Source organism: Spiribacter pallidus (genome assembly GCF_040838495.1).
Lineage (GTDB): Bacteria > Pseudomonadota > Gammaproteobacteria > Nitrococcales > Nitrococcaceae > Spiribacter > Spiribacter pallidus.
On the sequence record NZ_JBAKFM010000002.1, the window covers coordinates 288910 to 311274 of the forward strand.

General features: G+C 65.0%; 17 protein-coding genes. 7 read left to right on the forward strand and 10 right to left on the reverse strand.

Going from position 1 to position 22365, the window contains the following annotated elements:
• Positions 1–3 precede the first annotated feature (3 nt).
• From infB to pnp, 5 genes are read left to right on the forward strand one after another with little or no spacing between them, the layout of a single operon-like run.
• Positions 4–2601: a translation initiation factor IF-2 gene (infB, locus tag V6X73_RS04785; RefSeq protein WP_367958743.1), complete on the forward strand. Its 2598-nt coding sequence runs from the start codon at positions 4–6 to the stop codon at positions 2599–2601.
• 8 nt (positions 2602–2609) lie between these two features.
• Complete coding sequence (rbfA, locus tag V6X73_RS04790) at positions 2610–2987, forward strand: 30S ribosome-binding factor RbfA (RefSeq protein WP_367958742.1); 378 nt, start codon at positions 2610–2612, stop codon at positions 2985–2987.
• Positions 2988–2995: 8 nt separating this feature from the next.
• Positions 2996–3925 (forward strand): tRNA pseudouridine(55) synthase TruB, encoded by a 930-nt coding sequence (gene truB, locus V6X73_RS04795; protein WP_367958740.1) that lies wholly within the window; start codon positions 2996–2998, stop codon positions 3923–3925.
• Positions 3926–3970: 45 nt separating this feature from the next.
• A complete protein-coding gene (gene rpsO / locus V6X73_RS04800; RefSeq protein ID WP_367958739.1) occupies positions 3971–4240 on the forward strand; it encodes a 30S ribosomal protein S15 in 270 nt (89 codons plus the stop codon).
• A 32-nt stretch (positions 4241–4272) separates the two neighbouring features.
• Positions 4273–6375 (forward strand): polyribonucleotide nucleotidyltransferase, encoded by a 2103-nt coding sequence (gene pnp / locus V6X73_RS04805; protein ID WP_367958737.1) that lies wholly within the window; start codon positions 4273–4275, stop codon positions 6373–6375.
• A gap of 75 nt (positions 6376–6450) precedes the next feature.
• Here pnp and V6X73_RS04810 read toward each other — a convergent pair whose 3' ends face one another.
• Together V6X73_RS04810 and V6X73_RS04815 are read right to left on the reverse strand one after the other, a co-directional pair.
• Complete coding sequence (locus V6X73_RS04810) at positions 6451–8544, reverse strand: 3'-5' exonuclease (protein ID WP_367958736.1); 2094 nt, start codon at positions 8542–8544, stop codon at positions 6451–6453.
• Between the two features lie 2 nt (positions 8545–8546).
• Complete coding sequence (locus V6X73_RS04815; RefSeq protein ID WP_367958735.1) at positions 8547–8921, reverse strand: response regulator transcription factor; 375 nt, start codon at positions 8919–8921, stop codon at positions 8547–8549.
• Between the two features lie 119 nt (positions 8922–9040).
• Here V6X73_RS04815 and V6X73_RS04820 point away from each other — a divergent pair, with 119 nt between their 5' ends.
• Complete coding sequence (locus V6X73_RS04820; protein WP_367958734.1) at positions 9041–10945, forward strand: putative nucleotidyltransferase substrate binding domain-containing protein; 1905 nt, start codon at positions 9041–9043, stop codon at positions 10943–10945.
• Between the two features lie 98 nt (positions 10946–11043).
• Here the strand turns inward: V6X73_RS04820 and V6X73_RS04825 are convergent, their stop codons facing one another.
• The 7 genes from V6X73_RS04825 to gluQRS form a co-directional block, all read right to left on the reverse strand.
• Positions 11044–12798 carry a sodium:solute symporter family protein gene (locus V6X73_RS04825; protein WP_367958733.1) on the reverse strand — a complete coding sequence of 585 codons (1755 nt, stop codon included), beginning with the start codon at positions 12796–12798 and terminating at the stop codon, positions 11044–11046.
• A 15-nt stretch (positions 12799–12813) separates the two neighbouring features.
• The gene (locus V6X73_RS04830) at positions 12814–13080 is read right to left on the reverse strand and encodes a DUF4212 domain-containing protein (RefSeq protein ID WP_367958732.1); all 267 of its coding nucleotides are present in this window, start codon (positions 13078–13080) and stop codon (positions 12814–12816) included.
• A 297-nt stretch (positions 13081–13377) separates the two neighbouring features.
• Positions 13378–15315, reverse strand: a complete 1938-nt coding sequence (gene acs, locus V6X73_RS04835) for an acetate--CoA ligase (protein WP_367958731.1) — start codon at positions 15313–15315, stop codon at positions 13378–13380.
• Positions 15316–15371: 56 nt separating this feature from the next.
• The gene (locus tag V6X73_RS04840; RefSeq protein ID WP_367958729.1) at positions 15372–16706 is read right to left on the reverse strand and encodes a sigma-54-dependent transcriptional regulator; all 1335 of its coding nucleotides are present in this window, start codon (positions 16704–16706) and stop codon (positions 15372–15374) included.
• The gene (locus tag V6X73_RS04845) at positions 16699–19635 is read right to left on the reverse strand and encodes an ATP-binding protein (protein WP_367958727.1); all 2937 of its coding nucleotides are present in this window, start codon (positions 19633–19635) and stop codon (positions 16699–16701) included. The genes V6X73_RS04840 and V6X73_RS04845 overlap by 8 nt, the downstream gene beginning before the upstream one ends.
• Positions 19625–19819, reverse strand: coding sequence for a hypothetical protein (locus V6X73_RS04850; protein ID WP_367958726.1), 195 nt, complete (start codon positions 19817–19819; stop codon positions 19625–19627). Before V6X73_RS04850 ends, V6X73_RS04845 begins: the two co-directional genes overlap by 11 nt.
• A gap of 31 nt (positions 19820–19850) precedes the next feature.
• A complete protein-coding gene (gene gluQRS, locus V6X73_RS04855; RefSeq protein ID WP_367958725.1) occupies positions 19851–20741 on the reverse strand; it encodes a tRNA glutamyl-Q(34) synthetase GluQRS in 891 nt (296 codons plus the stop codon).
• 69 nt (positions 20742–20810) lie between these two features.
• Between gluQRS and V6X73_RS04860 the strand changes: the two genes are divergently transcribed.
• A complete protein-coding gene (locus V6X73_RS04860; RefSeq protein WP_367958724.1) occupies positions 20811–21983 on the forward strand; it encodes a pyridoxal phosphate-dependent aminotransferase in 1173 nt (390 codons plus the stop codon).
• Here the strand turns inward: V6X73_RS04860 and V6X73_RS04865 are convergent.
• Positions 21980–22333 (reverse strand): DUF779 domain-containing protein, encoded by a 354-nt coding sequence (locus V6X73_RS04865; RefSeq protein ID WP_367958723.1) that lies wholly within the window; start codon positions 22331–22333, stop codon positions 21980–21982. The genes V6X73_RS04860 and V6X73_RS04865 overlap by 4 nt on opposite strands.
• Positions 22334–22365: the final 32 nt, after the last annotated feature.

Below are 22365 nucleotides of genomic sequence, written 5' to 3' on the forward strand. Positions count from 1 at the left end.
AATATGTCACAGAGCACGGTCAGAGATTTTGCCGAAAAAACAGGTGTCCCCCTGGACCGGCTTCTGATGCAGCTGCGAGAGGCGGGACTGTCAACCGATGATCCGGATGCGGAGTTCTCCGAATCGGAAAAGACCACGTTGCTCGAGCACATTCGCCAGACCCACGGTCAGCGCGAAGAGGGCGAGGTGGGGACACCGTCGCAGATCACGCTCAAGCGACGCAGCCACAGCCAACTCAAGGTGCCCGCCGGCGGCGGCGAGAAGCGCGCTGCGCGCGGCAGTCGGGCGGCGACCGGCAAGACGGTGAACGTTGAGGTGCGCAAAAAGCGCACCTACGTCAAGCGCAGCGTGGTCGAGGCCGAGGCGGCCGAGCAGGACGCCCAGGTGCTGGAGCGCGCCCTGCTGGCGGATATCAAGGCGGCCGAGGCGGCGCGCCATGAGGCCGAGGAAAAGGCCCGCCAGGAAGCCGAGGCCAGGGCCGCGCGCGAGGCCGAAGCCGCCGAGGCGTCGTCAGCCGCCGAGGCGCCGGCCGAGGAAGCGCCATCGGCCGAGTCCGAGGCGGCGGCAAGCGAGGAGGCAACCTCTATTGCCGATCTCGAGGCCGAACAGCAGAAGGCCGATTCCGAGGCGGCGCGCAAAAAAGAGATCGAGGACGAAAAAGAGCGTAAGCGGCTCGAGGCCGAGGCCAAGCGCGAGCGCGAGGCCGAAGAGCGCGCCGCCCGCAAGGCCGCCCGCGGCAAGGGCAAGGCGCGCAAGAAAGCGGCCGGTGGCGGCCGACGCGGTGGCGCCGCCGGTGTTGCCAGCTCGGCAATCCAGCAGGAGTTCGAAAAGCCCACCGCGCCCGTGGTACGGGATGTTCAGGTGCCCGAGAGCATTACCGTGGGCGAGCTGGCCCAGCGCATGAGCGTCAAGGCCGCGGACCTGATCAAGGAGATGATGAAGCAGGGTGTCATGGCCACCATCAATCAGGCCATCGACCAGGACACCGCCGTGCTGTTGGTCGAAGAGCTCGGCCATCGTCCGCACATCGTGCGCGAGGATGACCTCGAAGAAGAGGTGCTGAGCCAGGCCACCGAGCCCACGGGTACCGAGGCGCCACGGCCGCCGGTGGTCACCATCATGGGGCATGTCGACCATGGAAAGACCACGCTGCTCGACTATATCCGCCGCGCCAAGGTCGCAGCCGGCGAGGCCGGCGGCATCACCCAGCATATCGGCGCCTACAAGGTGCCCACCGACCGGGGTGAGCTGACGTTTCTCGACACGCCGGGCCATGAGGCCTTTACGGCCATGCGGGCCCGGGGAGCCCAGGTCACGGATGTGGTCATCCTGGTGGTCGCCGCCGACGACGGCGTCATGCCCCAGACCGAAGAGGCGGTCAAGCACGCCCGGGCCGCCGGGGTGCCGATTGTCGTGGCGGTCAACAAAATGGACCGCGAAGACGCCGATCCGGATCGGGTGAAGAATGAACTGGCCGCCATGGAGGTCATCCCCGAGGAATGGGGTGGCGATACCCAGTTCATCGACTGCTCGGCGCTCAACGGAACCGGTGTCGAAGCATTGCTCGAGGCGGTGGCGCTGCAGGCCGAGCTGCTCGAGCTCAAGGCCGTGGTCGACTGCCCCGGTGCCGGCATCGTGGTCGAGTCGAGTCTGGATCGCGGCCGCGGCCCGGTGGCGACGGTGCTGGTCCAGAATGGCGTGCTGCGACAGGGCGATACCATCCTCTCGGGGACCGAGTTCGGCCGGGTCCGGGCGCTGCTCGATGAACGGGGCGAGCGGGTGAAATCCGCCGGCCCGTCCACACCGGCGGTTGTGCTTGGCCTCTCGGGTCTGCCCGAGGCCGGTGATGAAGTGCTAGTGGTCGAGGACGAGAAAAAGGCCCGGGAGCTTGCCGACCATCGTCGCGAGAAGAGTCGCGACAAGCGGCTGCAGGCCCAGAAGGCCGCCAAGATGGATGAGCTTTTCTCGCACATCCAGGAGCAGGACGTTAAAACCGTCAATCTGGTGATCAAGGGCGATGTCCAGGGCTCGGTGGAGGCGTTGACCCAGTCGCTCACCAACCTGTCCACCGACGAGGTGCGCATTACCCCGGTGGCCACCGGTGTGGGCGCGATCAACGAGTCCGACGTCAACCTGGCGATGGCCTCCGAAGCGCTGTTGATCGGCTTCAACGTCCGTGCCGATGCCAAGGCGCGGCGGCTTGCCCAGGACAATGACGTCGAGCTGCACTACTACAGCATCATCTACGACGCCATCGATCAGCTGCGCAACGCCATCAGCGGGATGCTCGAGCCGGAAACCCAGGAGCAGATCATCGGCACCGCCGAGGTGCGGGATGTCTTTCGCTCGTCACAGCTTGGCCAGATTGCCGGCTGTCTGGTGGTGGACGGTGTGGTCCGGCGTAGCAATCCGATCCGGGTGTTGCGCGACAATGTGGTGGTGTTCGAGGGCGAACTCGAGTCGCTGCGGCGCTTCAAGGACGACGTCAAAGAGGTGCAGTCGGGGACCGAATGTGGCATCGGTGTGCGCAACTACAACGATGTGCGTGCCGGTGACCAGATCGAGTGCTACGAGCGCATCACCATCGAGCGTTCGCTCTAGCGCACCCGATGCCCAGGGACTTTTCTCGCACCCGGCGGGTGGCCGACCAGATCCAGCGCGAGCTGGCCGAGCTCATCCGCGATGAAATCCGCGACCCGCGGGTGGGGTCGGTGACCGTCTCGGAGGTCCGGGTCACCCGCGACCTCGGTCATGCCGAGATCTATGTCACCGGCCTGGGGATGGACGAGGCGACGTCCCGGCAGATGGTGGATGCGCTGAACGGCGCCGCCGGTTTTCTGCGTCGTCAACTGGCCAGTCGCATGCGGCTTCGTACTGTGCCGGCGCCGCGTTTCCACTACGATCCGGTATTCGATCAGGGGGCGCGGCTGACCCGGCTGATCGATGATGCGGTCGGTGATGACAACGATCAGTCCACCGGCGATTGATCCGGGGCATGGCCAGACGACGCGGGCGCGATATCGACGGCATCATCCTGCTGGATAAACCCACCGGGGTGACATCCAATCGGGCGCTTCGGCGTGTGGCAAAGCTGCTGGACGCCCGCAAGGCCGGTCACACCGGCAGCCTTGATCCGTTAGCCAGTGGTCTGTTGGTGCTGTGTTTCGGCGAAGCCACCAAGGTCAGTGGCTGGTTACTGGATGCCGACAAACGCTACACCGCCATGGCTCGGCTGGGTGTGACCACCGATTCGGCCGATGCCGACGGTGCGGTGCTGGATCGTCGGCCGGTAGCTGATATCGACGCCCAGCGCCTCGAATCGATCCTCGCTGCGTTTCGTGGTCCGCAGCAGCAGATACCGCCGATGTTCTCGGCACTCAAGCACAACGGCCAGCGCCTGCACGAGCTGGCGCGGGCCGGGGTCGAGGTGGATCGCCCCCCGCGGGCGGTCACCATCAACGCCCTTGATGGCGAGCTGGTCGACGACGACCGCCTGGCGCTTGCCATTGACTGCTCCAAGGGCACCTATGTGCGCAGTCTGGTCGCCGATATCGGCGAGGCGCTCGGCTGTGGCGCCCATGTCGAGGCGCTGCGGCGCACCGCCCTGGGGCCTTTTGTCGAGCCCGACATGGTCTCCCTCGAGGCGTTGGAAGACGCCGTGGGCGATACCCCCGGGGCCTGGCAGGAATGGCTGCAACCCATCGACACGGCCCTCGTCGACCGTCCCGATGTGCACCTTGACGCGACGGCGGCACGGCGGTTCGGTCATGGCCAGGCGGTGGCCGCCGGGCGAACGGATCTGCCGGATAAGACCCTGCTGCGGGTCTACGGCCCGGGCAGGGTGTTGCTGGGCATCGCCACCATGGATGCCGACGGGCAAGCCGTGCCGCGTCGGTTGCTTGTTCAGCGGCACGGCGGCGGCTAGAATGCACGCTTTGCGAAAAAACAGCGAGTTAACCAGGAGTCATTGATGTCACTCAGCGCCCAGCAGAAACAGGAGATCGTCCGCGATTACGGCCGATCCGAAGGGGATACCGGTTCGCCGGAAGTCCAGATCGCCCTTCTCACTGCCCGCATCCAGCATCTCACCGAACATTTCTCTTCTCACAAGCAGGATCATCACTCCCGCCGCGGCCTGCTCAAGCTGGTCAACCAGCGCCGGCAGTTGCTGGACTACCTGCATCGCAAAAGCCTCGAGCGCTATCAGACCGTCATCGAGCGTCTTGGTCTGCGTAAGTAAGACCACATTCAACGATCAAGGGTGAAACCGCAGTGACTCCAGCCGTGAAGAAATCGTTCCAGTTCGGTGAACACACCGTCACACTCGAGACCGGCAAGCTGGCCCGACAGGCCACCGGCGCCGTGATGGTCAACATGTCCGACACCGTGGTGCTTGTCACCGTGGTGGGCAAGCGCGAGGAGGTGCCCGGGCGCAGCTTCCTTCCGCTGACGGTCAACTACCAGGAGCGCACCTACGCCGCCGGCAAGATCCCGGGGGGCTTTTTCAAACGCGAGGGCCGTCCCTCCGAGAAAGAAACCCTGGTCTCGCGGCTGATTGACCGGCCCATCCGGCCGCTGTTTCCGGAAGGGTTCTCCAACGAGGTGCAGGTCATCGCCACGGTGATTTCGATGAATCCCGAAGTGGACGCCGACATCCCGGCCATGATCGGTACCTCGGCGGCATTAGCCGTCTCGGGGGTGCCCTTCGACGGGCCAATTGGTGCGGCCCGGGTCGGGTACAAGGACGGCGGCTTTCTGCTCAACCCCACCTTCAGTCAGCTTGAGGACTCCGAGCTCGACCTGGTGGTGGCGGGTACGGCGGACGCTGTGCTGATGGTCGAGTCCGAGGCCAACCGGCTCTCCGAGCAGACCATGCTGGATGCGGTGCTGCACGGCCACGAGCAGATGCAGACGGCGATCAACGCCATCAACGAGCTTGCCGCCGAGGCGGGCAAGCCCCGTTGGGACTGGCAGCCGGCGCCAACGGACGAAACACTCGCCGAGCGTGTCCGGGAACTTGCCGAGGCGCCGCTGACCGAGGCCTATGGGATTGCCGACAAGCAGGCCCGGCAAGAGGCAGTGGCGGCGGCCCGCGAGCAGGTCAACAGCCAGCTGGTGGCCGATGACGAAAACCCGCAGGGCTATGATGCCGAGGCGGTGGGCGAGGCGTTCAAGGGCCTCGAGAAAAAGATCGTCCGGGGCCGGGTCCTGGCCGGTCATCCGCGCATCGACGGCCGTGATCAGCGCACGGTGCGGCCTATCGATATCGAGGTGGGCACGCTGCCACGGACCCATGGCTCGGCGATTTTCACCCGCGGCGAGACCCAGGCGATCGTGGTCACCACGCTGGGGACCGGCCGGGATGCGCAGATCATCGACGCCATCGAAGGCGAGCGGCGCGAGCCATTCATGCTCCACTACAACTTCCCGCCCTACTGCGTGGGCGAGACCGGGTTCATGGGCACGCCCAAGCGGCGTGAAATCGGCCACGGCAAGCTTGCCAAGCGCGGCATCCAGGCGGTCATGCCCTCGCCGGAAGACTGCCCCTACGTGGTGCGTGTGGTCTCCGAGATCACCGAGTCCAATGGCTCCAGCTCCATGGCATCGGTCTGCGGCACCAGCCTGTCGCTGATGGACGCCGGTGTCCCGATCAAGGCGCCGGTGGCGGGCATCGCCATGGGCCTGATCAAGGATGGTGACGAATTTGCCGTTCTCACCGACATTCTCGGCGACGAGGACCACCTCGGTGACATGGACTTCAAGGTCGCCGGGACGGATGCCGGCGTGACCGCCTTGCAGATGGACATCAAGATCAACGGGATTACCCGCGAGATCATGGAAAAGGCGCTCGAGCAGGCCAAGGAAGGGCGGCTGCACATCCTGGGCAAGATGAACGAGGTCATCCCCGAGCACCGGGACGAGATGTCCGCCTACGCGCCGCGATTGATCACCCTGAAGATCGATCCGGAGAAAATCCGTGATGTGATCGGTAAGGGCGGGGCGACCATCCGCCAGCTCACCGAAGAGACCGGCACCACCATCGATATCTCCGATGATGGTGTTGTGACCATCGGTTCGGTGGACAAAGCCGCCGGTGAAGAGGCCCGTCGCCGTATCGAGCTGCTCACCGCCGATGTCGAGGTTGGCCAGGTCTATGAGGGCAAGGTGATCAAGCTCATGGACTTTGGCGCATTCGTGAACATCCTCCCGGGTCGGGACGGATTGGTGCACATCTCGCAGATCTCCAACGAGCGGGTCGAGAATGTCTCGGACGAACTCAGCGAGGGCCAGACCGTTCGGGTCAAGGTGCTCGAGGTCGATCGCCAGGGCCGGATCCGGCTCAGCATCAAGGCACTCGCCGAAGAAGAGGCCTAGTCCGACGCGGCGCCGCCGCTTGCCGGGTGGTGTGCCCGCATCGTGAACCCCGCCCCCGAGGCGGGGTTTTTGTTTTTAAAAGGCCCGTTGCTGGCGGCGAAACTCGACCATTCTCTCCTGGGCGGCCACCGCGTCGCCGAGCGTGTGGATGGATTCATCCGGCAGCAGATCGAGCAGGCGGATGAAGATCTCGGCGGTGGTTAGCGAGTCGCCAAGCGCGGTGTGGCGGCCGCCAATGCCCACCCCAAGGCGCTCGGCAATGCCCTCCATGGTGTGCTCACCGGTATGGTCATGGAGCAGGATCGAGAGCAGCAGCGCATCCAGGGTGGGCTGGTCAAAGCGAACCCCGCAGCGGCGCTGTTTGAGCTGCAAAAAGCGCATGTCAAAGGCGATGTTGAACCCGACCAGGATGGCGTCGCCGGCGAAGGCGTGAAAGCGCCTTACCACTTCTTCCACTGGAGGGGCGTCGGCCACATCCTCGTCGGTGATGCCATGAATGCTGCTCGCCAGGGCCGGGATCGGCCGGGCGGGGTTGGCATGCAACTCAAAGGTCTCGCCATGCATGACCCGTCCACGGTGAATGCGCACCGCGCCAATCGAGACAATCTCGTCCCCCTGGCTTGGCTCCAGTCCGGTGGTTTCGCAGTCGAAGACGACGTAGTCGAGCTGCTGGAGCGGCGCGTCGCGGGTATCCCCCAGCGGTCGTGATTCTTCCTCGAGGGCGAATTCGTAATACTCCGGCCGGGCCGGGATGACCGATGCCGGGCTTTCGGTCTTCTCGGGCGCACCGGGCAGCGGCAGGCGAAGCAGGGCCCGGCCGGTGCGCGAGAGATCCGGCTGACTCCAGGCGGTGGTGTCGTGACGCTGCAGGACCTCGCGAAGGGTCACCGTGCCACCGACCTCGGCCAGCCCCGTATCCAGCCATCGGTCGAGCTGATCCGGCGCCACCACATCCCCCGACCAGTTCAGATCCATGTAGATGAGACTGCCCTCGGCCCGTCCCGATAGCGCCAGGGCAGAGACATTGAGCTCGCTACGAAGCTGTCGCAGCAGTGCCTCGATGACCAGACTGAGCAGATAGGGCTCGGCGGATACCCAGACATTGGCCCGGCACTGGATGCGCGGGAGCGTCTCCCGCGCGCTTTGCCGCAGACTGTCGATGAGGCTGCCAAGGTGGGTGTCTTCCATCCGCCAGGTCTCGGTGACCATAGCGGTGGTCTCACGGGTCAGGGCCAGAAAATCCTTGGTCAGGCGCTGGCTTTCGTGGGCCATGATCTGGCCGAAGCGCTGTGCGTCGTCATGGAGCTCGGCGCGCTGAGCCAGTTGCAGGCTCTCGCTGGCACTGCCCAGTGCGGTCAGCGGATTACGCAGTCGCTCGACCGCCTCACGCAGTCGTTTCTCGCGCTTCAGCCCTTCCTGGGTCTCGCGGGAGATATCCTGGAGCGTCATCACGAAGCCATCGGTATCCGGGTCGGCGAGGTCAAGCTTTGCCAGCCGGCAGCGCAGCAGCCGATCGCCGCTGGCACTGGTGCAGACAAGATCGGCATCGCCTTGCTGGTCCTCGCCGGTGGCCTCGTCGCCCAGCAGCCGCAAGGTATGACGGACCGGTCCCTCACTCAGGACCTCGTTGATGTTGCGGCCTAGCCCCAGCGCCGGCTCGTTGGCCAGAAGCTCTCGAGCCGAACGGTTGTAAAGCCGTATGCAACCGTCCGGGGCACAGACGATTACCCCTTCTCGGATTTCGCGCAGGATGGTCTCGAGCCGGGCCTTGCGCGCTTCGACCCGCGCGGCCCAGGCGCTGGCGGCTTCATCCATCTCGTTGCGGCTGCGCGCCAGTGCCGCTGCCAGCTTCTCCAGGGTCTCTGGCAGCTTGCCCAGCCAGTGGCCGGGACGGATCTCGAGGCGATGGCCCGGATTGGAGCCGGCAAGGATACCGGCCCCTTTTTCGGTGGCGACCAGTGGTTTGGCGAGGCGCTGATCGATCGCCCAGGCCAGTGCCACTGTGACCAGCAGGTTGACCGCGGCGAGCGCAAGCAGCGCCGGCGAGAACGACGGTGTCGTTGTCGCCCAGAGGGGCAGGGTGACGATCGCGGTGACCTGGGCCAGGCCCGCCGCGCCGGCGACCAACCAGAGCCGCTTGCGCAGCCGCGGGAGCCGGAGCGCCCGCACCCTCAGGCGGCCTCTTGCAGCAGCTCCTGAACCCGGGCCAGTACATCGCCCGGGTTGAACGGCTTGACCAGAAAGTCGATGGCGCCAAGCGACAGGGCCTTTTCGCGCTCGACCTCAAGCCCATGGGTGGTGAGCATCAGCACCGGGAGCTGCGTCAGGCCTGGCATGCTGAGCAGCGCCTGACAGAGGTCGTATCCACTGCGCCCGCCGATCAGGGTATCGATCAGGGCGATATCCGGCCGGTGGGTCCGGGCCGTTTCGATGGCCTGCTCGTAGCTGGCTGCACAATCGACCCGGAACCCGGCATGCCCGAGGAAGAACGCCAGCGCGGTGGTCAGGTTGGGTTCGCTATCGGCGATGAGAATATTCTTATACATAGCCGTTCGGCGCAATCCTGCGCCGCCTCCTCCTGTTTGCCCTTAGTATAGGCTATTCCTGTCGGGGTTTGTCGAGGTAATCTAGCGTCCTTTTCGGGATTCGGCCCCAGGAGATCCTTATGACCGGCACCGAGGTGGTGGCGGAGGCCAATACCATTGCCCAGGCGTTTCTCAACGACCATGCCCCGTTTGACCGATTCCCCCGGTCGTTGCGGGACTATTTTCTCGACCATGTCCAGCTCATGGATTACTCGGCCGGCGATGTCATCCTCGAGCCCGGATCCGGGCGTGTGCGCCATTTTTATCTGATTGTCAGCGGTGGCGTGGCCGCCGAACGGCCGGGTGTGGGCGAGGAGGGGGTGGAGCGTTTCGAGCTCGAAGCCGGCGACAACTTCCCGATGGCAGCGATGATCGGCCAGCGGGCTACCCGCACATTCTACCGCGCGGCCACCGATGTGCGTTGCCTGCGGCTGCCCAGGCCAGCGTTCGAGCACCTGCTTGGCGAAAGCCCGGCCTTTCGCGATTACTGCATGCGCGGCGTGAGCAGTCTGCTGGATCAGGTCCAGCGCGATATCCAGCAACACGCCGCCGGCAATCTAGGTGGGGATTCGTCGCTGGAGACCGCGCTGCGGGGGCTGATGCAGAGCGATCCACTGACCTGTGCGCCCGAGGCAGCCATTCACAAGGCCGTGCGGTCCATGCACGAGCACGAGGTCGGCAGCATCCTGGTCACCGATACTGGCCGTCGCGCCAAAGGCATATTCACCCTGCATGATCTGCGCGCGGTGGTGGCCGATGGCGTCGATCTCGAAAGCCCGCTTTCGGCGGTGATGACGCCGGACCCGCTCAGTCTCGATGCCGACACCTATGCCTTCGAGGCGGTGGTGGAAATGGCCCGTCATCATATTCGGCACATGGTGGTCACCGACGACCGCGGCCGGCTGGCCGGGATTGTCTCGGAGCGGGACATCTTCGCGCTGCAGCGGATCAACCTGGTTCATCTGACCCGGGCGATCACCGCCGCCGGCAGTGTCGAGGCGCTTGTCCGGGCGCGCAGTGATGTCGGGGCGCTGATCGATACCATGATGGCCCACGGCGCGGGGGTCGAGCAGATCACCCGCATCATTACACTGCTCAATGACCGGACCGTCACTCGGGCCATCGAACTGAGCATCGAGGAGCAGGGCGACCCCGGGGTGCCCTTTACCTGGATTGCCTTTGGCAGCGAGGGGCGCAGCGAACAGACCCGCGTCACCGACCAGGACAACGGCATTCTCTTCGACCCCGGTGACGAGGCGACCGAGACGGTTCGGCAACGCATCCTGCCGTTGGCCTGGCATATCAATCAGGTCCTCGACCGCTGTGGCTTTACGCTGTGCACGGGCAATGTGATGGCCAGCAACCCACGCCTTTGCCTGAGCTTTGCCGAGTGGGAGCAGACCTTTCGCGAGATGGTGGGCAGCGCCACCCCGGAAAATCTGCTCAACTCCACCATCTATTTTGACTTCCGTCCCATCTGGGGCGATCTGCCAGCGGGTGATGCCCTGCATCAGCGCGTGGCGGATCTGGCCGCCGGCAACAGCGTTTTCTTGCACACCCTTGCCGGAAACTGCCTGGCCATCCGTCCGCCGCTTGGCATGTTCCGCGATTTCTCCACCGAAAAGGACACCGATGGCGTCGAGCGTATCGATCTAAAGGTCCGGGGACTGACACCGTTCGTCGATGCGGCCCGGGTGCTGGCCCTGCAGGCGGGGATTGCCGAGTCCAACACGCCGGCGCGGTATCGGGCGCTGGTCTCGGGCGGCGTGCTCAGCGCCGAGGACGCAGGCGCCTTCCAGCGCTCTTTTGCATTTATCCAGTTGCTGCGCATGCGCGAACACCAGCGTCAGGCTGCCGCGGGTGAGTCGATGAACAATCGGCTCGATCCCGACGAGCTCAACCCCATGGACCGTCGCATCCTCAAAGAGGCATTGCGCGAAGCCCGTCGGTTGCAGAAAAAGCTCGAGGTGCGCTTCCAGCTCTAGGCGCTTGGCCTCGTCAATGCGCGGTCAGACATAAAAAAACCCGGGCCAGGCCCGGGTTTTTTGTGGGGGCATCTCAGCGATGCCCCATCGCGGATCGCTTAGCTTGCCCGCGGGACACGGATGCTCTCGACGAGCTCCTGGATGTCCTTCGGCGGCGGTGCCGTGGCCCGGGATACCAGCGTGGCGATCACCACGTTGATAATCGCGCCGACAGCGCCGATGGACTGCGGGCCGATGCCCATGACCCAGTGCTCGGGGGTGTCCGGCAGCATGTTGGTGCCGGGGATGAAGAACCACCCCTTGTAGACGAACACATAAATCATGGTGAAGCCCAGACCCGAGAGCATGCCCGCCATGGCACCGGCGCTGTTCATGCGACGGTTGAAAATGCCAAGCATGAGCACCGGGAACAGCGACGAGGCCGCCAGCCCGAAGGCCAGTGCCACCACCTGCGCGGCAAACCCGGGTGGGTTGAGCCCCAGATAGCCGGCCACCAGTACGGCACCTGCCATGGCCACTCGAGCCGCCAGCAGTTCGCCTTTCTCGCTGATTCCCGGGTTGATGACGCCCTTGATCAGGTCATGAGAGACCGCCGAGGATATGGCCATCAACAACCCGGCTGCTGTTGACAACGCTGCCGCCAGGCCACCGGCCACGGTCAGCGCGATCACCCAGGCCGGGAGCTGTGCGATCTCGGGGTTGGCCATCACCATGATGTCGCGGTCAACGGTCAGCTCGTTGCCTTCCCAGCCGTACTCGGCGGCGGTGTCGGCAAATGCCTCACTGTCGTCGTTGTAGTACTGGATACGGCCGTCACCGTTTTTGTCATCGAAGCCCAGCAGCCCGGTCTCTTCCCAGCGGGAAAACCAGCCCGGGACATTCTCGTAGGCCAGGTTGCCTTCTTCGGCCCCGATCTCACCCGGCTGCACCGTGTTGATCAGGTTGTAGAAGGACATGGCACCCACCGCCGGGGCCGTGGTGTAGAGAATGGCGATGAACACCAGCGTCCAGCCGGCGGACAACCGCGCATCCCGCACCCGCGGCACGGTGAAGAAGCGGATGATGACGTGGGGCAGACCGGCGGTGCCGATCATCAGCGACATGGTCAAGAAGAACATGTTCAGCGTCGTGCCCTTCATCACCGTGTACTGCGAGAAGCCAAGATCAACCAGGATGTTGTCGAGGCGCTCGAGCAGATAGGTGCCTTCACCCACCGAGCCGAACAGCCCGAGCTGCGGGATCGGGTTGCCGGTGATGGCCAGCGCAATGAAGATCGCTGGGACAGTGTAGGCAAAGATCATCACGCAGTACTGGGCGATCTGGGTGTAGGTGATGCCCTTCATGCCGCCGATAACGGCGTAGAAGAAAACAATCGCCATGCCCGCGAACAGGCCCACCTCGTAGCTTGTCTCGAGAAAGCGCGAGAAGGCCACACCGATGCCCTTCATCTGGCCGATAACGTAGGTCACCGAGGCGACGATCAGGGCAATGACGGCGATCACCCGGGCCGGCTTGGAGTAGAACCGGTCACCGATGAACTCGGGCACCGTGAACTTGCCGAACTTGCGCAGGTACGGCGCGAGCAGCAGTGCCAGGAGCACATAGCCACCGGTCCAGCCCATCAGATACACCGAGGCGTCATAGCCCAGAAAGGCGATGAGCCCGGCCATGGAGATAAACGATGCGGCAGACATCCAGTCGGCCGCGGTGGCCATGCCGTTGGCGATCGGGTTGACCCCTTTGCCCGCGACGTAGAACTCGCCGGTGCTACCGGCCTTGGCCCAGATCGCGATACCGATATACAGGGCAAAGGTGGCGCCGACGATCAGATAAGTCGTAAGTGTTAAGTCCATGTCCACTGACCCCCGTTATTCCTCGTGGACGTCGTATTTCCGATCCAGCGCGTTCATCTTGAACACGTAGACGAAAATCAACGCGATAAAGGCGTAAATCGCGCCCTGCTGGGCAATCCAGAAGCCAAGGGGCACACCGGATATGACGATATTGTTGAGTACGGGGGCAAGGATGATGCCCAGTCCGTAGGAGACGACAAACCAGATGATCAGCAACGTGATCAGCAGTCTGACGTTCTCCTTCCAGTAGGCCATGGCGGCCTCTTGCTTGCCTGAAGCCATAGAAAGCTCCTCCTGCTGGGTTGTCCCGGTGCTGAGCTTCTGGCCCGCACCGTTTTTATCGTGACGGTCTCTCGACGGTCATGTGTTTAGATGCAAGAACCATGCTAACTCTGTCACAACGGCCGAATCCCGGCTGGGTGATCGCCAACCCGCATGACGGCGGGCTTTGCGCGGGCCGCAAGTGACCGCGGCCGGCGGATGCCGACCGGGTTCAGATCGCGAATGTTACTTTGGGTAACGCCCCGCTGTGACATCAGGTAACAGCGGCGGCCCGCAGATGGGCCGCCGTGTCGCCGGCTAGCGGTTGGCCCGGTTGCTGATGAGCTCGTCGACCACGCTTGGATCGGCCAGCGTGCTGGTATCCCCGAGGCTGTCGAGCTCGTTGGTGGCCACCTTGCGAAGGATACGGCGCATGATCTTGCCGGACCGGGTCTTGGGCAGACCCGGGGCCCACTGAATGACATCCGGCTTGGCAATGGGGCCGATCTCCTTGCGCACCAGCCCGGCCAGCTCGGCCTGCAGATCATCACTGGGCTCCACGCCGTTGACCAGCGTGACATAGCAGTAGATGCCCTGGCCCTTGACGTCGTGGGGGTAGCCGACCACGGCCGCCTCGGCCACCGATTCATGCAGCACCAGTGCGCTTTCGATCTCGGCGGTGCCCATGCGATGGCCCGAGACGTTGAGCACGTCATCGACCCGGCCGGTGATCCAGTAATAGCCATCCTCGTCCCGCCGGGCCCCGTCACCGGTGAAGTACTTGCCCTTGTAGGTCGTGAGGTAGGTGTTCATGAACCGTTCATGATCGCCGTAGATGGTGCGCATCATGCTGGGCCAGGCCCGGTTGATGCACAGATTGCCCTCGGTGGCGCCTTCCAGGACGTTGCCATCGTTGTCCACGAGCTGTGGCTCGACGCCAAAGAACGGCAGGGTAGCCGACCCGGGCTTGAGATCGACGGCACCCGGCAGCGCCGAGATCATGATCGCGCCGGTTTCGGTCTGCCACCAGGTATCGACGATGCGGCAGCGCTCGTCGCCCACCACGCGGTAGTACCACTCCCATGCTTCGGGGTTGATGGGCTCACCCACCGTGCCCAGGATCCGCAGGCTGCTGCGTGAGTACTTCTTCACCAGATCCTCACCCTGGCCCATCAGCGAGCGGATGGCCGTGGGTGCGGTGTAGAAAATGTTCACCTGATGGTCGTCGATGACCTGCCAGAACCGCCCCGCATCCGGGTAGGTCGGCACGCCCTCGAAGACCAGGCTGGTGGCGCCGTTGGAAAGCGGGCCGTAGACGATGTAGCTGTGGCCGGTGACCCAGCCCACATCGGCGGTGCACCAGTAGACCTCGCCGTCGTGGTAGTCGAAGACATACTTGAAGGTCATCGAGGCCTGCAGCAGATAGCCCCCGGTGGTATGCAACACGCCCTTGGGCTTGCCGGTGGAGCCGGAGGTGTAGAGGATGAAAAGCGGATCCTCGGCATCCATTTCTTCACAGGCGCACTCGGCGCTGGCCGCCGCCGTGGCCTCGTGGTACCAGACGTCCCGCTCGGGGTGCCAGGTCACGTCATTGCCGGTGTGTTTGACCGTCACCACGGTGTGGACACTGTCCAGGCCGTCGATGGCCTTTTCCACATTCTCCTTAAGCGGCACCGGCTTGCCGCTGCGTAGCCCTTCGTCGGCGGTGATTACCGTGCGGCAGTCGGCATCCTCGATCCGGTCGCGCAGGGCGTGGGGCGAGAAGCCGCCAAAGACGATGGAATGCACCGCTCCGATCCGGGTGCAGGCGAGCATGGCCACGACCGCCTCGGGGATCATGGGCATGTAGATCGATACACGATCGCCCTTGCCGACCCCGCGGTCCTTGAGCACGTTGGCCAGACGGCAGACCGCTTCGTGGAGTTCGCGGTAAGTGATGTGTCGGGTGGTGCCCGGCTCATCGGCCTCCCAGATGATGGCGTGACGGTCGCCGTGGGTGTCCAGGTGGCGATCAAGGCAGTTGTAGCTGACGTTGAGCTTGCCGCCCTCGAACCAGCGGATCTGGCCTTTGGCGAGGTCGTTGTTCTGGACCTTGTCCCAGCGCTTGAACCAACTCAGAAAGGCATCGGCCTGCTCGGCCCAGAAGTTTTCAGGGTCCTCCAGTGACCGGCGGTACATCTGCTCATACTGCTCGCGGTTGAGCAGCGCGTTTGCCGCGGTTTGTTCCGGGACCGGGTAGGTTTTTTCAGCGGACATGCCGTTTCTCCTCCTTATGACAATCCGTTGGCGTTCTCGAGGCGGAACGTTTCCCCCTATCCTGCTTGCCGTGGCCGCGGAAGTCCAAGACGCTGGCGTTTCTGCCACAGCGCCTTTCGGCTGATCCCCAGGCGGCGCGCAAGTTCCGTTTCGGTCAGATGTCCTTCGTGAGTGCGGACAAAGGCCCGAAAATACTCCTCCAGCGAGAGATCGGCGTTGGCATTGTCCGGATCGCGCGAGGTGCCCGGCAGTGCCAGATCCTCTACTGAGACAGTGTCATTATCCGCCAATATCACCGCTCTTTCGATGGTGTTTTCCAGTTCACGGACATTGCCCGGCCAGTCGTGGGCGGTGATGGCGGCCAGCGCGTCATCCCCCAGGGTCATTGCCGGGCGATTCAGCCGGCGGCAGGCCTTGTTGAGCATAAAGCGCGCCAGCTCGGGGATATCATCAGGCCGGTTGCGCAGCGGGGGCAGCCGGATTTCCATGACATTGATCCGAAAATAGAGGTCCTCGCGAAAGGCCTCGGCCTCGACGAGCTTTGGCAGATCGCGGTGGGTGGCGGCGATCAGGCGCACATCCACATGGCGCGACTGCGACGCTCCCACCCGACGGATCTCCGACTCCTGCATGACCCGCAGCAACCGGGCCTGCGCCGCCGGTGGCAGCTCGGCGATCTCGTCGAGAAAAAGCGTCCCCCCGCTGGCGGCCTCGATGAGCCCTTCGCGGGTGCGATCCGCGCCGGTGAACGCCCCCTTCTCGTGGCCAAAGAGTTCGGCTTCGATCAGCGTATCCGGAATCGCGGCACAGTTGACCGCGATCAAAGGCCCGTCCCGTCGCTCGCTGCGGTCGTGCAGCGCCCGAGCCACCAGCTCCTTGCCGGTGCCGGATTCGCCCAGGATGAGGACGGTGGTGTCGGTCGGCGCGACGCGATGGACCCGCTCGAAGACCTGTTTCATCGGCCCGGACCGGCCGACGATGCCGTCGACGGGATAGTCCGCATTGACCTGTGCCTTGAGCGCGGCATTCTGCCGCTGCAGGGCATGCTCGCGCAGCGCCCGCTCGACGGTCAGGCGCAGTTCTTCGTTATCGAAGGGTTTGGCGACATAGTCGACGGCCCCTTTGCGCATGGCCTCGACCGCCGAGTCGATGCTGGCGTAACTGGTCATGATGATCACCGGTGTGGCGCCGGCCTCGGCGATCACCTCGAGCCCGCTGCGGCCAGGCAGGCGCATATCGGCGAGGATGAGATCGTGGTTGCCGAGCGGCCCCTCGGCAAGGGCCGCCTCCAGCGATTCGACGCCCTTGACGCTCAGCCCGTGGCGTTCCAGGTAACGGGCCACCGCGTCGCGAATGATGGACTCGTCTTCGATGATCAGCACATCAGCCATTGGCTTGCTGCTCCAGGGTCTGGGGATAGGGCAGGCGGATGACCACCTCGGCGCCAGCGCCACGGCCACGCCGGTTGTTGAGTTTCAGCCGCCCGCCAAACTCTTCGATGATGTTGTGGGCCAGCGCCAGGCCAAGCCCGGTGCCCTCACCGGGCGTTTTCGTGGTGAAAAACGGCTCTAGCACCTTGTCCCGGATGCTTGCCGGGACACCGGGTCCGGTATCGCTGATGCGGATCTGGATGCCGTCGCGCTGGGCTTTGGCGGTGGTGGTGATCGCCCCCTCGCCGCCACAGGCATCCACGGCATTGCTGTAGAGGTTGACGAACACCTGGACCAGCCTTTGATGCTCGCCCATCACTTCGAGGGCCTCGTCGAGCTCGTGGCTGAATCGCATCGACCGCGCGCCGGGGTTGAGTCGAACAAGGTGCTCTGCCTCCTCGGCAATGGCCTGCAGCCGGGTTGGCCGCGGCTCGGCATGCGGGCGATGTTCGCCGGCATGGGCATAGCTCACCAGGGTCTGGACGATGTGACTGATCCGCCTGGTCTGCGCGAGGATCTGCTCGAGGCGTTGTTCGTCGGGGCGCTGTTCGCGCAGTTCCTGGGCCAGGCAGTCGATGCCGGTGACCGGGTTGCCAATCTCGTGGGCAACCCCGGCGGCCAGCCGGCCGATGGAGGCCAGCCGTTCGCTGTGGGTGAGCTCGTTTTCCAGGCGCTGGAGTTCGGTGACATCCTCGATGAGCACCAGGCTGTCGGCGCGCAGATCGCCCTCGGCGTCGCCAATCTGGGCGCGGTGGAGGTTCATCCAGCGGATCCCGCCGGGCAGATCGAGTCGCCTTTTGTAGGCATGATCGCTGTCGGCGGCGATGAACTCGGCGAGCAGGTTGTCCCAGGGCGCCGGCAGCTCGGCCATGGCACGGCCCAGTACCTTGCCGGCGCTGACACCGGTGAGTGTGTGCATGGCCGGATTCCAGCGCGCAATGCGCCCGGCCGGTGTCAGGGCGACCACGCCCATGGGCAGGTCCTCGAGGATCTGGCGGTGGTAACGCCGCAGGTTGTCCAGCTCGGCGGCAATGCCCCGGAAATCGCCCCGGGCGCGTTCAAGGCGCTCTTCGATGATCCGCACGTTCTGCGCCACCGCCGCGCGGCTGTCGGCGTCCAGCTGCAGGCACTCGTCGACAATATCCCGCGCGAGCACCGGCCCCATCATGCCCGAGAGGTTGCGCTGGATTTGATCGCGTAACTGGTGCAGACGGTCCGGCCGGTTCTCGCCCCAGGCCAGGCCCAGATCCTCCAGCGCTTTGCCGATCTCGGCCCGGGCCGCCGGCTCGCCGGTGACAGGACTCAACTGCTCGACAAACTGATAGGGCGACTGGGCCTGCAGCGTCCCGGAGGGCACCCGCGTGCTGATCTCGCGGCAGGCCGCGGCGGTCTCTCCCTCGCGCACGCCCTGCCGGGTGAAGATAGACACCGCCAGTGTCATCAACCCATTGGCGGTCACCGACCAGAATGCCAGCTGACCGAAATGATCGGCCGATGCGGCCACCGCCAGATCGACCCCGACGATCTGGATAGGCCCGACCGCGGTCAGCGCCGGCAGCAGACCGGCGATCCCCCAGATGGCCCCGCCGGTGAGCAGACCGGCAATGAACCCCTGGCGCGTGGCGCCGGGCCAGTAGAGCACCGCCAGCACCCCGGGCAGGAGCTGGGCCATGGCCAGAAACGAAATCAGCCCCCAGGACACCAGCCCCTCGGTGCGGGCGAGGGTGAGATAGAATAGAAAACCCGCGGCGATGATCACGGCAATGAGCATGCGCCGGGCCCAGCGCAGCATGAGGTAGAAGTCGGACTGACCCGCGAGGTGCATGGCCGGCAGCAACAGATGGTTGAGGCACATGGATGAGAGCGCCAGCGTTGAGACGATGATCATGGCGCTGGCGGCGGATATCCCGCCGAGATAGGCGACAATCACCATCAGGCTGGAGTCGGTGAGCGCGGCGATGCCAAGCAGCGTGTAGTCGTCTGGCAGACCCACATCAAGCGCCACGCCCGCCCACATGATCGGCGGAATGGCCATGGCCAGCAGCAGCAGGAACATCGGAAACGCCCAGCAGGCGGTCTTCAGGCTGCTCTCCTGGGGGTTTTCGGCAAAAAGCATGTGGAACTGGCGGGGCAGCAGAAAGGCCGCGGCGAATGCCAGAAACGTCAATCCCGCCCAGGTCGGCCCGCCGGCACCGGCATAAAACGCCCGCAGCTGCTGCGGGTGATCGTCAAGCCAGCGGTCCAGCCCACTGGGCCCGCCAAAGCCCAGCTGCAGTGCGATCCAGGCAATTGCCAGCAGCGCTGCGAGCTTGACCACCGACTCGAAGGCGATGGCCGCCACCAGGCCGTCATGCCGTTCGCGAGGGGTGACGTGCCTCACCCCGAAGATGATGGCGAAGACGCTGACGATAATGCAAAAGACAACGGCAATGGATTGCGGGTTGCCTTCGCCGCTCAACACCCGGGTGGACTCGGCCACCGCCCGGATCTGCAAGGCGAGATAGGGCAGGCTGCCGGCGAGGAGCATCAATGTGACCAGAACCCCGGCCAGGCGGCTGTCGAAGCGAAAGGCAAAGAGATCGGCCACCGAGGTCAGCTGATGGCGTCGGGTGATCCGCATCAGTGGCAGCATCAGGACCGGGGTGAGCGCAAACGCCAGCGTCACCCCCAGATAGATCGTGATATACGTCAGCCCCGAGTCGGCGGCAAATCCCACGCTGCCGTAATAGCTCCAGGTGGTGGCATACACGCCAAGCGCCAGGGCGTGGACCAGCGGGTGTCGGATCAGTCGGCGGGGCAGCCAGCGTCGCTCGCCGGCATGGGCGACCAGAAAGAGCAGCAACAGATAGGCCATTGCCGCGAGAAAAAGCCCCCCCAGGTTATAGCCCATGGCGTCTCCGCGAGAGGCTGCTGATGGCGACCACGACGATGTAGCCAAACCAGCCGATAAAAGGCAGGAACCAGGCGGGCGTGGTCTCGAGCCACCAGACGAGCACCGGCGAGACAAACGCCACAACGCCCAGGGCCAGCAACAATAGACTCAGCGACCCGGGTGCCGACTTGTGATCAGGCATGGCTCTCCTCCCGTTGTTGTTACCAAACGTATCACAAGGGCGCGTGGCGGGGGATAGCCTCCGTGCGCCAGTGCGCGACGGCCCAGTCGAGGATGGCCGAGGGGGCGGCACGCTCGAGTTTTTGCGGCGGCATCTGGCCGAGGAATGCCAGCGCCCGGCAGAGCAGGGCCGGGGCCGATGCCGGGTCGATGGCGGCGGCTCCGTTGGTCTTGCTCAGCTTGCGTCCGGTGTGATCAGTGGCGACTGGAATATGCAGGTAGCGCGGCGTCGGCAGCGCCAGGGCCTGCTGCAGGGCGATCTGGGGCGCGGTCGCCGGCAGCAGATCCGCGCCGCGAACGATGTCGGTCACCCCCAATCGGGCGTCATCCACCACCATGGCCAGATGGTAGGCGTGCAACCCATCACCCCGGCGGATGACAAAATCGCCGATTGCCTCATCGAGTTGGATCGACTGCTGGCCCATGCACCGGTCATGGAACTCGATGGCGCGCTCGGGGCTGCGAAACCGCCAGCTCCGCGCCGCAGTGCCCGGAGGCAGGCCATCGCGACAGGTGCCGGGGTAGATCATCCCCGCGGGCCCGCGGCGGGCCCGGGCCATGACCGCCCGGCGGGTGCAGCCGCAGGGGTAGGCCATTGCCCGGGACTGGAGGCGCTCCAGGGCGGCCTGATAGTGATGGGTCTGCCGGCTTTGGTCGACAATCTCGCCATCCCAGTGCAGACCCAGGCGGGCCAGCCCGTCGATGATGGCTTGCCTGGCATCGGCCCGGGCGCGGCCCCGGTCGACATCATCGATGCGCAGATGCCAGCGACCCTGGTTGGCGCGGGCATCCAGATAGCTGGCAAGCGCTGCGACCAGCGAGCCAAAATGCAACGGCCCGGTGGGGCTCGGGGCAAAGCGTCCGACGTATCGGGTATCGTCCATGGCCGGATGATAGCGCGGGTTTGAGCCGCGGGGGCTGCTAGAATGGGGCTTTGTCCAGGGAGCCGATCAATGTCGATGGTTACGCTCTCGCGGCGCAGTCACCGCATCCAGCCCTTCCATGTTATGGCGTTGCTGGCCCGCGCCCGTGAGCTCGAGGCGGCCGGCCAGGACATCGTGCATATGGAAATCGGCGAGCCGGATTTCCCGACCGCGGCGCCGGTCACCGAGGCCGGGCGCGCCGCACTGGCCGCCGGCGAGACCGGTTACCTCCCCGCCGGCGGTCTGCCCGAGTTGCGTGAGGCGATCGCCCGGCATTACGCCGATCACTACCAGGCGCCGGTGGACCCGCAGCGCATCGTGATCACGCCCGGCGCCAGTGGCGCGCTGGTGGTCGCTCTTGCCATGCTTGCCGACCCCGGGCAAAACGTGTTGCTGCCCGATCCGGGGTATCCCTGCAATCGCAACTTCGTCGAGCTGGTCGATGCCCGGCCGCGAGCGGTCCGGGTGACGGCGGATACCGATTATCAGCTCACCGCCGGGCTGGCGCGGGCGGCGGCGGATCCCCGGACCGCCGCGATCATGGTCGGCTCGCCGGGCAACCCTACCGGGACGCTGGCGGGCGCCGCCGATCTGGCGGGGCTGGCGGCTTTTGCCGAGGAACGGGGGGTCGGGCTGATCGTCGATGAGATCTACCATGGCCTGCACTATGGTGACCCACCCGCTCAGGGCGTGGTTCATGCGCCGGGCAGCATCATCATCAACAGTTTTTCAAAGTATTTCGGCATGACCGGCTGGCGATTGGGCTGGATGGTCATGCCCGCCGAGTGGGTGCCGGTGGCGGAAAAACTCATGCAGAACCTATTCATCAGTGCATCGACCCCGGCCCAGCATGCCGCCCTGGCCTGCTTTGGCGATGAGGCCCGGGCGATATTCGAGTCACGACGCGCCGCGTTTCGCCAGCGGCGGGATTTTCTGCTGCCGGCCCTGCGGGAGCTGGGCTTTCACATCCCCGGCCACCCGGACGGCGCGTTCTATCTTTATGCCGATGTCTCGGGGCTGACCGATGACAGCGCCGAGCTGGCCGAGGCGTTGCTTGACCGGGCCGGGGTGGCGGCGACGCCCGGGCTCGATTTTGAGCAGACCGCCCCGGAGCGGCATATGCGTTTTGCCTACACGACCGCTATGGAACGGCTCGAAGCCGGTGTCGAGCGGATCGCGCAGCTGCTTCGCGCCGGCGGCTAGGCCTCGCCGGGGATGCCGCACACCTCGGATCGGGTCAAAAAGCGCTTACCCTCCGGCGCTTCCAGCGAAAAACCGGAGCCACGGCCGTTGACCACATCGATGATCAAGCGGGTGTGGGCCCAGAGCTCGTACTGGTCCCCGCCGATGTAGAATGGCTCGCCAGCGATATCCCCAAGATGGACATCCCGAGCGCCAATGCGGAACTCATCCCGCGGGTAGCACATCGGCGCGCTGCCGTCACAGCAGCCGCCGGATTGATGAAAAACCAGCGGTCCATGACGCTCGCGAAGTGATCGGACCAGCGCCTCGGCCTCGGGCGTGGCGCTCAGCTTTGGTTCGGAATCGCTCATTGTTCTGCCTCCGCGTTGTCAGAATCGGCCGG

Coding starts and splice junctions, on each gene's coding strand:
- infB (WP_367958743.1), top strand. CDS start 4: ATGTCACAGAGCACGGTCAGAGATTTTGCCGAAAAAACAGGTGTCCCC.
- rbfA (WP_367958742.1), top strand. CDS start 2,610: ATGCCCAGGGACTTTTCTCGCACCCGGCGGGTGGCCGACCAGATCCAG.
- truB (WP_367958740.1), top strand. CDS start 2,996: ATGGCCAGACGACGCGGGCGCGATATCGACGGCATCATCCTGCTGGAT.
- rpsO (WP_367958739.1), top strand. CDS start 3,971: ATGTCACTCAGCGCCCAGCAGAAACAGGAGATCGTCCGCGATTACGGC.
- V6X73_RS04815 (WP_367958735.1), bottom strand. CDS start 8,921: ATGTATAAGAATATTCTCATCGCCGATAGCGAACCCAACCTGACCACC.
- V6X73_RS04820 (WP_367958734.1), top strand. CDS start 9,041: ATGACCGGCACCGAGGTGGTGGCGGAGGCCAATACCATTGCCCAGGCG.
- V6X73_RS04825 (WP_367958733.1), bottom strand. CDS start 12,798: ATGGACTTAACACTTACGACTTATCTGATCGTCGGCGCCACCTTTGCC.
- V6X73_RS04830 (WP_367958732.1), bottom strand. CDS start 13,080: ATGGCTTCAGGCAAGCAAGAGGCCGCCATGGCCTACTGGAAGGAGAAC.
- acs (WP_367958731.1), bottom strand. CDS start 15,315: ATGTCCGCTGAAAAAACCTACCCGGTCCCGGAACAAACCGCGGCAAAC.
- V6X73_RS04840 (WP_367958729.1), bottom strand. CDS start 16,706: ATGGCTGATGTGCTGATCATCGAAGACGAGTCCATCATTCGCGACGCG.
- V6X73_RS04845 (WP_367958727.1), bottom strand. CDS start 19,635: ATGGGCTATAACCTGGGGGGGCTTTTTCTCGCGGCAATGGCCTATCTG.
- V6X73_RS04850 (WP_367958726.1), bottom strand. CDS start 19,819: ATGCCTGATCACAAGTCGGCACCCGGGTCGCTGAGTCTATTGTTGCTG.
- gluQRS (WP_367958725.1), bottom strand. CDS start 20,741: ATGGACGATACCCGATACGTCGGACGCTTTGCCCCGAGCCCCACCGGG.
- V6X73_RS04860 (WP_367958724.1), top strand. CDS start 20,811: ATGTCGATGGTTACGCTCTCGCGGCGCAGTCACCGCATCCAGCCCTTC.
- V6X73_RS04865 (WP_367958723.1), bottom strand. CDS start 22,333: ATGAGCGATTCCGAACCAAAGCTGAGCGCCACGCCCGAGGCCGAGGCG.